We start from the raw sequence: 11,291 nt of genomic DNA on the forward strand, positions 1-11,291 counted from the left end.
CCGCCCGCGCTAAGCGGTTTCCCAAATCGCCTTGCCCTGCCAGCGCTGTTCGATCGCCGCGAGGAACAGCTTCACCTTGGGGGAGAGGTGGCGCCGGCTGGGATAGACGGCGCAGATCGGCGGCCCTGGGCGACAATAGCGCTCCAGCACCGGTACCAGCGTGCCGGCCGCAATCTGTTCGCCGACCAGAAACGCCCCCACCTGGCACAGGCCGGCCCCGGCGACGGCCGCATCCCGCAAGGCCTCGACGTTGTTGAAACGCATCCGGCCGCGCACCGGCTGTTCGTGCAGTTGACCGTTGACCCGATAGCGCCAGGGCGCCGGCAGCCCCTGATGGCTGAAGACCAGCGTCTGGTGATCGCCCAACGCCTCCGGTTTCGCAGGCGTACCGTGCCGCACCAGATAGTCCGGCGCAGCGCAGGTGATCAGACGATGCGGCGCGAGCACCCGCCGCACCAGCCGGCTGTCGTCGCTGCCGCCGACGCGGACAGCCACGTCGATGCCGTCGCGCACCAGATCGCTGTAATCATCGGAAAAGCTGACGTCGGCGTCCACCTCCGGCCACTGCGCCAAAAACTCCCGCAAAATCGGCAGAATATGCAACCGCCCCAACGCGACCGGCAAATCCAGCCGCAGCCGCCCGCGCGGGGTTTGCCGCCGCGTATTGAGCGCTGTTTCCGCCTCTTCGGCCTGCGACAGGATGCGCTGCGCATATTCGTAAAACACCGCGCCGTCTTCGGTCAGGCTGACGCTGCGCGTGGTGCGCTGCAGCAGCCGGGTGGCCAGTCGCTCCTCCAACCGGTTCACGCATTTGCCCGCCGCCGATCGGGAGATGCCCAGCCTCTCGGCCGCCAGCGTGAAGCTACAGGCGTCGGCGACGCGAATGAACACCAGCAGATCGGTCAGGTTATCCAACGGCATAGACGGTAAATTAGCCACGTTTTGTCCCCAATATTGCGCATCAAGGCCAGTTTATCAGCCATTTTGGCGCGGATACACTGAGGTTATTCATCTGCTGGGAGGATCCTTATGAATGCCTTACACGCCGACGGCGGCGCAAAACCCTGGCTGGCGACCTTCGCCATCGGCCTGTCCACCTTCACCGTCGTTACCGCAGAAATGCTACCCGTCGGGCTGCTGACCCCGATCGTCAGCACGCTGAACGCGACGGTCGGCCGCGCGGGGCTGCTGATTTCTCTGCCAGCCCTGTTCGCCGCGCTGTTCGCCCCGCTGGTGGTGCTGGGCGCCCGGCGCACGGATCGCCGCCGCCTGTTGGTGGGCTTTCTGCTGCTGCTGATCGCCGCCAACCTGCTGGCCGCCGCCGCCACCTCCATGGCCCTGCTGTTCGCCGCTCGCATCCTGCTGGGCTTTTGCATCGGCGGTATCTGGGTCATCGCCGGCGGGCTGGCGGAACGTCTGGTGCCGCCGGCCTCCGTCGGATTGGCGCTGTCGATCATCTTCGGCGGCGTGGCGGCGGCCTCGGTGTTCGGCGTGCCGCTCGGGGTGTTCCTCGGCGAAGCGCTGGGCTGGCGTATGGCGTTTCAGGCCGTCGCCGTCCTGGCGGCGCTGACCCTGCTGCTGCTGCTGTGCGTGCTGCCGCCGCTGCCGGTCACGCAGGCGGTGAGCTGGCGGTCGTTCACCGCGCAGCGCGCGAATCGCCGGCTGCTGACCGGGCTGCTGCTGACGTTTCTGCTGGTCGCCGGCCACTTTATGGCTTACACCTTTGTCCGCCCGCTGCTGCAGACGGTTGCCGGCATCGAGGGCCGCTGGATGGGGCCGTTGCTGTTCACCTACGGCGTCGCCGGCATCATCGGGAATTTCATCGCCGGCCAGGCCGCCGCCAAACGGCTGTGCCGCACCCTGGCGCTGATCGCCCTCGGGCTGGCGCTCGCCGTCCTGCTGCTGCCACTGCTGGGTCACGCGCCGATGAGCGGCGGCGCCTTCCTCCTGCTGTGGGGCATCGCCTACGGCGGCGTTTCCGTTTCGCTGATGGCGTGGATGCTCAAGGCGGCGCCCGACGCGGTCGAGGTCGCCTCTTCGCTGTATATCGCGCTGTTTAACCTGGCGATTTCCTGCGGTTCGCTGGCGGGCGGGCTGGTGGTGGACGCCGGAGGCTTGACGATAAACGGTGCGCTGTCCGGCATGGTGCTACTGCTGGCGTTGGCGATCCTGATGCGAACGCGCCCACAGACGCTGACAACGGCGGCGAAGGCCGATTCGCCGCCGGGTTGAATCAGGCGCGGCGCTGCCGCAGGCCGTAAACCAGCACCACCGCGAAGCACAGTAGCGGCAGCAGATAAGAGAGCGCGGTGCTGTAGCGGTCGGCCAGCGCCCCCATAAAGTACGGCATGATGGCGCCGCCGACGATCGCCATGATCATAAAGGAGCTGGCGCGCTTGGTGTGCCTGCCCAGATTTTTCACCCCCAGGGCGAAAATGGTTGGGAACATGATCGACATAAAGAAGAACACCGCGATGAGCGCCACCACCGACACCCCGTCGACGCTCAGCATCACCACGCCGCATAGCGCGATGTTGATCAGCGCATAGGCCGCCAGCAGCGTCGCCGGCTTGACCCGCCCCATCAGCCAGGTGCTGAAGAAGCGCCCGACCATAAAGCAGATCATGGCGATCGACAGCAGGTAAGAAGCGCTCTGGTTGGACACCTCGCGCCAGTGCTCGGTGGCGTAGTTGATGAAGAATGCCCCCACGCCCACCTGCGCCGCCACGTAAAAGAACTGCGTGATGACCCCGCCGACGAAATGCGGATGCTGCCACAATCCCTGCGCTATCACGCCGTGCACCGGTTTCTCCTCCTCGCGGATCGCCGGCAGCCGGGTGCGGCTGAACAACAGCGCGATCAGCAGTACCAGCGCGGCGATCGCCACGTAGGTCATCTTCACCGCGCTCTGATCGCCGCCGCCGGCGGATTGGCTGGCGGAGAAGAACAGCGTGCCGCCGATCAGCGGGCCGATAAACTGCCCGAGGCCGTTGAACGACTGGGCCAGGTTCAGCCGCCGTTCGGCGCCCTGCGCGTCGCCCAGCACCGTGGCGTAAGGGTTGGCCGCCGTTTCCAGGCAGCCCAGGCCGCTGGCGATAACGAACAACGCGAACAGGAACACGCCGAAGCTGTTGGCCGACGCCGCCGGCACGAACAGCAGCGCCCCCAGCGCATACAGGCACAGCCCGACCAGAATGCCCGCCTTATAGCCCTTGCGGTCCATGAAATAGCCGGCGGGCAGCGCCACCAGGAAATAGGCGCCGAAATAGGCCGCCTGCAGCAGCCCCGACTGCGCCTTGGTGACGTGCAGCGTCTCCTGAAAATGTTTGTTTAATACGTCCAGCAGGCCATAGGACAGCCCCCACATGAAGAACAGGCTGGTGACCAGGATAAAGGCCCAGCGCAGGTTGGCGGTCACGGGGACGCCCGGCTGCGCGGAGGCCGCGCTTTTTTCAGCAAGCATGGTGATATCCTCGTATCGGCTAGCGATGTTGATGTCGGCGTTATTGCTGTTGCAGAGAGAAAATCCGCGTCATTTCCACCCATTTTTCGCCCTGCGGCGTCCAGGGGGTGGCGGCCTGGTAGTGCCACATCAGCGCTTCCCATCGCTGTACTTCGGGGTTATTCAGGCTGGCGGCGTCAAAGCGCGCGGCGTCGAAGTCGGCGCTGACCTCCACGATCATGAACAGCCGGGTGCCCAACCGGTAAATCTCCATCTCCAGAATGCCGTGCTCGCGCAAATGCGCGGCGATGCCCGGCCAAATGCGCTGGTGATGCTGCTGGTACTCCGCAATCAGCGCCGGTGAGTCGATCAGATCGAGCGCCTGGCAGAAACGGCGCCGCCCAGCCGCCGCGCCGCTCACGTCAGCGCCCGATCGAGATGCAGGTAGCCGCCGTCCACCGACAGCCATTGCCCGGTGGTGTGCGATGACCGCGACGACAGCAGAAACGCCACGGTATCGGCGATCTCCTGCGGCGTGGTCATGCGCTGTCCGAGCGGAATGCGCGCGGTGATTTTCTCCATCTGCCGCTGCGGCTCAGCGAAGGTGCTGAGCCAGCGCTGGTACTGTGGGGTAATCACCTCCGCCGGCACCACCGCGTTCACCCGCACCCCGTCATGGCGCAGCGACACCGCCCATTCGCGCGTCAGCGCCAGCACCGCGCCCTTGGCTGCGGTATAACCGCTGGTGCCCCCCTGCCCGCTGAGCGCGGTCTTGGAGGCGATGTTGACGATGGCGCCTCGGCTCTCCCGCAGCGCCGCCTGGCACAGGTGCGCCATCAGGTAGTAGTGCACCAGATTCTTTTCCAGCGAGCCGACGAACGCTTCGCGCCCCGCCTCCAGCCCGACGCCATCGTTGACCCCGGCGTTATTCACCAGCCCGTCGATGCGGCCGAAGGTCGCCAGCGTCTGGCTAACCGCGCAGCGGCAGGCCGCCTCGTCGCACAATTCGGTGAGGATCACCTCGGTGCGCGGCTGCAGCCGCTGCAAATCGGCCAGCAGCGCCGCCTCCGGCGCGACGTTGGTGACCAGCACCGGAATCGCTCCCTCTTCGGCCAGCACATGAGAAATCGCCGCGCCGATGCCGGAACCGCCGCCGGTAACCAACACCACCTTATCTTGCAGATACAGATCCATAACCAGACTCCGTTAAACCGTAAATTCGCCAGGCGGTGCCGCCCCAAATCGCCGCCTGTTCGGCGGCCCCCAGCGTCGACAGCGCCTGTTCGCACAGTTGCACCACCTGACGGTAGTCGCCGGCCAACAGGCACACCGGCCAGTCGGAGCCGAACATCAGCCGCTGCGGGCCGAAAGCCTCCAGCGCGGCGGCGAAGAACGGCAGTAGCTCCTCCGCCCGCCACCGGCCGCCCGGTACCTCGGTGATCAGCCCCGAGAGCTTGCAGGCCACGTGCGGCAATGCCGCCAGCGGCCGGATTTGCTGCGCCCAGTGCCGCGCACCGCGCGCCACGTCCGGCTTACCGAGATGATCCAACACCAGCCAGTGTTGGTCGTGGCGGGCGGCGAACGCCGCCGCGGCCGCCAGATCCCGGTGCGTCACCAGGATCTCGTATACATACCCGGCGCGCTGCAGCGTCTGCATGCCGCGCTCCACCTCTGGCCGCGCCAGCCAGGCTGCCGGCTCCGCCTCGTCCTGCACCTGATGGCGCACCCCGCGCAGCGCGCGATAAGGCTGCAAGGCCTCCAGACGCTGCGCCAGCTGTGGCGAAGCGATATCCAGCCACCCCACCACGCCGCATACGCCCTCGCTCTGCTCAGCCAGCGCCAGCAGGGCCAGCGTATCTTCCTCGCTGGGACGCGCCTGCACCGCCAGCGCGCCGTCGAAGCCGTGCGCCTGCAACAGCGGCCGCAGCTGGGTCGGCCCAAAATCCTGCCGCAGCACGCGCATCTGCTCGTCGATCCACGGGTAGTGCTGCGGGTGGTAGCGCCAGTAGTGCTGGTGAGCGTCGATGCGCAGCATGGGATCCCCCTGCCTCACCCGCGGAACCGATACTGCTCGATCGACGCCGGATGCATCTCGATCGAATAGCCGGGCCGGCTCGGCGGCATGTAGGCCGCGCCCTTGATTACGCAAGGATCGACAAAGTGCTCATGCAGATGATCGACATACTCGATCACCCGGCCCTCGTGGGTGCCGGCGATGCACAGATAGTCGATCATCGACAGGTGCTGCACGTATTCGCACAGCCCGACGCCGCCGGCGTGCGGACAGACCGGCAACTGGTATTTGGCCGCCATCAGCATCACCGCCAACACTTCGTTGACGCCGCCGAGGCGACAGGCGTCGATCTGCACCACGTCCACCGCGCCGCGCATGATGAACTGCTTGAACATGATGCGGTTCTGGCACATCTCGCCGGTGGCCACCTTGACCGGCGCCACCCCTTCGCGGATGCGGCGATGCCCTTCCACGTCGTCCGGGCTGGTCGGCTCTTCGATAAACCAGGGCTTAGCGAACGCCAGATGCTTCACCCACGGAATGGCTTCATCGACTTCCCACACCTGGTTGGCGTCGATCATCAGCCGGCGATCCGGGCCGATCACCTCGCGGGCGATGCGCACCCGGCGGATGTCGTCTTCCAGATCGCGCCCGACCTTCAGTTTCAGGTAGGAGAAACCGGCGTCGACCGCCTCCTGGCACAGGCGGCGCAGCTTGTCGTCCGGATAACCCAACCACCCTGCCGAAGTGGTGTAGCAGGGATACCCTTCCTGCAGCAGCCGTTCCAGGCGGCGTTCTTTGCCCTCGGCCCGCTGCTTGAGCAGCGCCAGCGCTTCCTGCGGCGTGATGCAGTCGGTGATGTAACGGAAGTCGATGCAGCGCACCAGCTCCTCCGGCGTCATCTCCGCCACCAGCCGCCACACCGGTTTGCCGACCGATTTGGCCCACAGATCCCACACCGCGTTAACCACCGCGCCGGTCGCCAGGTGAATAGCGCCTTTGTCCGGTCCGATCCAGCGCAGCTGGCTGTCGCTGGTGAAGCGCCGCCAGAAGGCGCCCATGTCGGCGGCGATCGTCTCCAGCCGTTCGCCGACGATCTGATGCTCCAGCGCGCGGATCGCCGCGCAGCAGATCTCGTTGCCGCGGCCGATGGTGAACGTCAGCCCGTGGCCGCTGAGATCCGCGCGATCGGTCTCCAGGATCACGTAAGCGGCAGAATAGTCGGGATCCGGATTCATGGCGTCGGATCCGTCCAGCCCCAGCGACGTGGGGAAACGAATGTCTTCAACCCGCAGTGCGGTAATGGTGGTCATGGCAGCGCTCCCGGTTAAGCCTGTACGGTTTGCTGGCGCTGTTCGCCCAGCCCTTCAATGCCCAGACGCATCGTCTGGCCCGCCCGCAGATAGATAGGCTGCGGTTTCTGCCCCATGCCGACGCCCGGCGGCGTGCCGGTGGAGATCACGTCGCCCGGCTGCAGGCTCATGAAGCGGCTGAGGTAACTGACGATCTGCGGAATGCGGAAGATCATGGTGCTGGTGTTGCCGTCCTGATAGCGCTTGCCGTCCACCTCCAGCCACAGATTAAGGCTGTGCGGATCGGCGATTTCGTCGGCGGTGACCAACCAGGGGCCGATCGGCCCGAAGGTGTCGCAGCCTTTGCCCTTGTCCCAGGTGCCGCCGCGCTCAATTTGATATTCGCGTTCAGAGACATCGTTGATCACGCAGTAGCCGGCGACGTGGCGCATCGCGTCCGCTTCGCTGATGTAGCGCCCGCCCTGGCCGATCACCACGCCCAGCTCCACTTCCCAGTCGGTTTTCTGCGAACCGCGCGGGATCTCCACCCGATCGTTGGGGCCAACCACCGCGCTGGTCCATTTGTTGAACACCACCGGCTCTTCAGGAATAGCCGCGCCGGTTTCCGCTGCGTGATCGGCGTAGTTCAGGCCAATACAGATAAACTTGCCGATGCCGCCGACACAGGCACCGAGGCGCGGCTGCCCTTCGACCAGCGGCAGCGCGGCGCTGTCCAGCGCGCGCAGTTTGGCGAGCGATGCCGGCAATAACGCGGCGCCGCCCACGTCGGCGATATGCTGCGACAGATCGCGCAGGCGGCCCTGCGCATCCAACATGCCAGGACGCTCTTGCCCGGGTTCCCCATAACGTAAAAGTTTCATGCGTTCCTCTCTCAAAAATGGCGGATCAGTTGCTCCAGCCGCCGTCGATGATCTGCACCGTGCCGGTGGTGTACGAACTGGCGTCGGAGGCCAGATACAGCGCCAACTGGGCGATCTCCTCGGTGGTGCCGATGCGCCCGATCGGCTGACGGGCGACGAACGCCTGATACACCTCTTGCTCGCTGCGCCCCTGTTCGCGCGCCTGCTCATTGATGCGCTGGCGCAGCGACGGCGATTCCACCGTGCCGGGGCAAATGGCGTTGCAGCGGATGCCCTGGGTAACGTAATCCGCCGCCACCGAGCGCGTCAGGCCGATCACCGCCGCTTTGCTGGCGCCGTAGGCGAAGCGGTTCGGCACCCCTTTCACACTCGAGGCCACCGAAGACATGTTGATGATCGAGCCTTTGCCGCGCGCCAACATGCCCGGCAGGAAGGCGCGGATCATGCGGAACATCGCGGTCACGTTGAGATCGAGCGCGAACGCCCACTGATCTTCGCTGCAATCGAGGATCGATCCGCTGTGCACCACGCCGGCGCAGTTGAACAGCACATCGATCGGGCCGATCGCTTCCGCCGCCGCCGCGATGGCGGCCGGATCGGTGACGTTCAGCGCCAGCGCGCGGATCCCGGCGCAGCCCTGCAGGCGCTCGAGGTTGATGTCGCTGGCGATCACCTCGGCACCGGCGGCGGCGAACAGCCTGGCGGTGGTAAAACCGATCCCTTGCCCAGCGGCGGTGATCAGTACGCGTTTCCCGGTTAAATCCATCTTGACTCCTCGGCCTAAAGGTCTAATGGTCAGGCCACTAAGGGCGATTAAAGGTCAGGCCTCTAACATGACAAAAGACGCTTTACGCGTTATCGTTGGGGGAAGAAGTTAATAAAACAGCCTTGAAACCACATTTCAATTAACCATTTTTTTACACTTGAATAACGATTACTCAAGCGCCTTGTCGCATAATTGTGCGCCAAATCACTGAACGCCGAATCGTCAAAGGTCAAAAATGCCGATTACCCGACTGGAAAACCCAAGGATTTACAGACAGATAGCCGACCAGCTCAAACGTCTTATCGAGAATAACGAATTTCCGCCTGGCAGCCGCCTGCCCTCGGAGCGCGATCTTGCCCAGCAGTTGCAGGTCAGCCGCGCGTCGGTGCGCGAGGCGCTGATCGCGCTGGAAGTGATCGGCCTGGTGGACGTTAAGGTCGGCAACGGGGTGATCGTGCGTTCGCCAACGCCGCTGGCGACGTCGCAGGAGCCGGTGATGGCCCAGGCCGGCCGCAACCAGTGGGCGGAGATCGACGACGAGTTGAACATCGAGCTGGATTTCAACGCCGAGCTGCCGCCGTTTTCTCTGCTGCAAACCCGCCTGCTGATCGAACCGGAAACCGCCGCGCTGGCCGCGCGCCACGCCACCGACGAAGAACTGGCGGGCATCCGCGCCGCCTATGAGCAGAACTGCCGCGATAACCGGGCCGATTCCGCCACCCACCCCGGCGATCGGCTGTTCCACATCCGCATCGCCCAGGCCAGCGGCAACCCGGCCTATGCGTTCATCATCGGCCACCTGCTCGGCCACCGCTATGGCAGCATGTTCCGCGTGCTGCAGCGCCACTATACACCGGACGATATGCCGCACCGCTCCGAACTGGAACACCGGGCGATCCTGGCAGCGATCGAAGCGCGCGACGTGCGCGGCGCCCGCAAGGCGATGAAGGCGCACCTGGACGAAGTGATCGCCATTTTCGCCCGCGCGCAGTAGGCCGCCGGCGGTTAAAAAATTTTATCGTCACCGCTCTTTTTTCTACATGCAGCCGGGGCCTGGGCGCATTACACTGGGCGACGAATGACGCCCTTTCCCGCTGCATTGTTAAATGGATAACGACCGTTGAAGAACTCTGTCTCCGCTTTATTGCTGGCGCTGGGCCTGTGCGCCGCGCCGCTGGCCGTGCAGGCCGCGCCCCCGCAGCTGGCTTCACAAATCGTCGACCAGTATGCCGAACATATTTTCTACAACAGCGGCGCCACCGGCATGGCGCTGGTGGTGATCGACGGCAATCAGGTGGTTAACCGCAGCTTTGGCGACACCAAACCCGGCAACAACCTGCGCCCGCGCCCGGATTCCCTGATCCGCATCGCCTCGATCACCAAGCTGATGACCAGCGAAGTGATGGTGAAAATGGCGGCGGATGGCCAGGTCAAGCTGACCGACCCGCTGCGCAAGTACGCCCCCAAAGGCGCCTATGTACCGGCTTACAACGCCGGTCAACCGATCACCCTGCTGAACCTGGCGACCCACACCAGTTCGCTGCCGCGCGAGCAGCCGGGCAAGAAGCCACCGAAAACGCCGGTGTTCACCTGGCCGACCAAGGCCCAGCGCTGGCAGTGGCTGGCGCACGCCAACGTCACGGTGCCGCCGGGGGTGCACGCCGCCTACTCCAACCTGGCGTATGACCTGCTGGCCGATGCGCTGTCGCGCGCCGCGGGCAAGCCTTACAACGCGCTGCTGAAAGAGAAAATCACCGCGCCGCTCGGCATGGTCGACACCACGCTGACGCCAAGCCCCGAACAGTGCTCTCGCCTGATGGTGGCGGCGGCCGGCCCAAGCGCCTGCCGCGACACCACCGCCGCAGCCGGCAGCGGCGGCGTCTACTCGACCCCGCGCGACATGCAACGCTGGATGCAGCAGTTCCTCTCTTCCAGCGCCAGCGGCCCACGCAAAGCCACCGCCGCCAGCGAGCAAACCATGTACTTCCAGCGCCACGATCTGGTGTCGCTGAAGGGCATGGACGTGCCGGGGCAAGCGGATGCGCTGGGATTGGGTTGGGTGTATATGGCACCGAAAGACGGGCTGCCGGGCATCATTCAGAAGACCGGCGGCGGCGGCGGATTCATTACCTACATGGCGATGATTCCGGCGAAAAACGTCGGGGTGTTCGTGGTGGTGACGCGCTCAGAGCTAAGCAAGTTCACCAACATGAGCGATCCGGTCAACCGCCTGGTGAGCGATCTGGCAGCCAACAAGAGTTGAAACGCGGGGCGCAGGCTGCTGCGCCCCAACGCCTCAGGCCGGCACCGCCATCTGGTGGATCACCGAATGGAAGTTGCGCTTGAAGTAGATCAGACCGTTGCCGGCTTCGCTCAGCGCGATCTGCTTGATCTGCACCAGGTACATCTGGTGGGTGCCGATGCTCTGGATCTGTTCGATCTCCCCTTCCAGGCTAGCCAGGGTATTGCGCAGCACCGGCTGCCCCAGCGCGCCAAGCTGCCACTCTTCCAGCCGGAAACGCTCTTCCATGCTGACGCCGGTCATGCCGGCGAAGTGGCGCGCCATCAGCTCCTGCTCGTGGTTGAGCACGTTGACGCACAGCCTGCCGTTTTCCTGAAACACCGGGTTCATCGCGCTGTTGCGATTGATGCACACCAGCAGCGTCGGCGGCGTATCGGTTACCGAGCACACCGCCGTGGCGGTGATGCCGCAGCGCCCCGCCGGGCCATCGGTAGTGACGATATTCACCGCCGCCGACAGGCTGGCCATGGCGTCGCGAAAGCGCAACCGCTGTTCATTTTCCTGAGACATACAACCTCTATATGAACGCATCCCGTTTGCAAGGCTTCCGTGGCTTTGACGTTGACGGTAGGTTGCAGCTCTATATCCGGCCTT

12 protein-coding genes are annotated in these 11,291 nt (G+C 64.9%); 3 read left to right on the top strand and 9 right to left on the bottom strand.

The features are described from left to right. Positions 1-9: 9 nt before the first annotated feature. Positions 10-921: a LysR family transcriptional regulator gene (locus AC6BYQ_RS17110; protein WP_063918116.1), complete on the bottom strand. Its 912-nt coding sequence runs from the start codon at positions 919-921 to the stop codon at positions 10-12. A gap of 108 nt (positions 922-1,029) precedes the next feature. On the opposite strand from AC6BYQ_RS17110, the gene AC6BYQ_RS17115 reads away from it, so the two are divergent. Next, positions 1,030-2,232, top strand: coding sequence for an MFS transporter (locus AC6BYQ_RS17115; RefSeq protein ID WP_498057248.1), 1,203 nt, complete (start codon positions 1,030-1,032; stop codon positions 2,230-2,232). Between the two features lies 1 nt (position 2,233). Here the strand turns inward: AC6BYQ_RS17115 and fucP are convergent, their stop codons facing one another. Genes fucP through AC6BYQ_RS17150 form a run of 7 tightly spaced genes read right to left on the bottom strand, consistent with a single transcriptional unit; the run spans position 2,234 to position 8,395 of the window. Beyond that, the gene (gene fucP, locus AC6BYQ_RS17120) at positions 2,234-3,463 is read right to left on the bottom strand and encodes an L-fucose:H+ symporter permease (protein WP_498057249.1); all 1,230 of its coding nucleotides are present in this window, start codon (positions 3,461-3,463) and stop codon (positions 2,234-2,236) included. Positions 3,464-3,503: 40 nt separating this feature from the next. Further along, positions 3,504-3,863, bottom strand: coding sequence for an L-rhamnose mutarotase (locus AC6BYQ_RS17125; protein WP_074055314.1), 360 nt, complete (start codon positions 3,861-3,863; stop codon positions 3,504-3,506). Next, complete coding sequence (locus AC6BYQ_RS17130; protein WP_498057251.1) at positions 3,860-4,636, bottom strand: SDR family oxidoreductase; 777 nt, start codon at positions 4,634-4,636, stop codon at positions 3,860-3,862. The genes AC6BYQ_RS17125 and AC6BYQ_RS17130 overlap by 4 nt, the downstream gene beginning before the upstream one ends. Continuing rightward, a complete protein-coding gene (locus AC6BYQ_RS17135) occupies positions 4,614-5,477 on the bottom strand; it encodes an amidohydrolase family protein (protein WP_498057252.1) in 864 nt (287 codons plus the stop codon). Before AC6BYQ_RS17135 ends, AC6BYQ_RS17130 begins: the two co-directional genes overlap by 23 nt. Before the next feature lie 14 nt (positions 5,478-5,491). Beyond that, positions 5,492-6,769 (bottom strand): L-fuconate dehydratase, encoded by a 1,278-nt coding sequence (locus AC6BYQ_RS17140; protein ID WP_074055317.1) that lies wholly within the window; start codon positions 6,767-6,769, stop codon positions 5,492-5,494. A gap of 14 nt (positions 6,770-6,783) precedes the next feature. Continuing rightward, positions 6,784-7,629 carry a fumarylacetoacetate hydrolase family protein gene (locus tag AC6BYQ_RS17145; protein WP_498057253.1) on the bottom strand — a complete coding sequence of 282 codons (846 nt, stop codon included), beginning with the start codon at positions 7,627-7,629 and terminating at the stop codon, positions 6,784-6,786. A gap of 25 nt (positions 7,630-7,654) precedes the next feature. Beyond that, complete coding sequence (locus AC6BYQ_RS17150) at positions 7,655-8,395, bottom strand: SDR family oxidoreductase (protein ID WP_015376542.1); 741 nt, start codon at positions 8,393-8,395, stop codon at positions 7,655-7,657. Positions 8,396-8,630: 235 nt separating this feature from the next. Between AC6BYQ_RS17150 and AC6BYQ_RS17155 the strand changes: the two genes are divergently transcribed. Together AC6BYQ_RS17155 and ampH are read left to right on the top strand one after the other, a co-directional pair. Further along, complete coding sequence (locus tag AC6BYQ_RS17155; RefSeq protein WP_498057254.1) at positions 8,631-9,389, top strand: FadR/GntR family transcriptional regulator; 759 nt, start codon at positions 8,631-8,633, stop codon at positions 9,387-9,389. A 126-nt stretch (positions 9,390-9,515) separates the two neighbouring features. Beyond that, a complete protein-coding gene (gene ampH / locus AC6BYQ_RS17160) occupies positions 9,516-10,658 on the top strand; it encodes a D-alanyl-D-alanine-carboxypeptidase/endopeptidase AmpH (protein ID WP_025159609.1) in 1,143 nt (380 codons plus the stop codon). Between the two features lie 33 nt (positions 10,659-10,691). On the opposite strand, the gene hpaC is transcribed toward ampH, so the two are convergent. After that, complete coding sequence (gene hpaC, locus AC6BYQ_RS17165; RefSeq protein ID WP_019454962.1) at positions 10,692-11,207, bottom strand: 4-hydroxyphenylacetate 3-monooxygenase, reductase component; 516 nt, start codon at positions 11,205-11,207, stop codon at positions 10,692-10,694. Positions 11,208-11,291 lie beyond the last annotated feature (84 nt).

The sequence above is a fragment of the Serratia sp. LTN-2 genome (assembly GCF_059740205.1).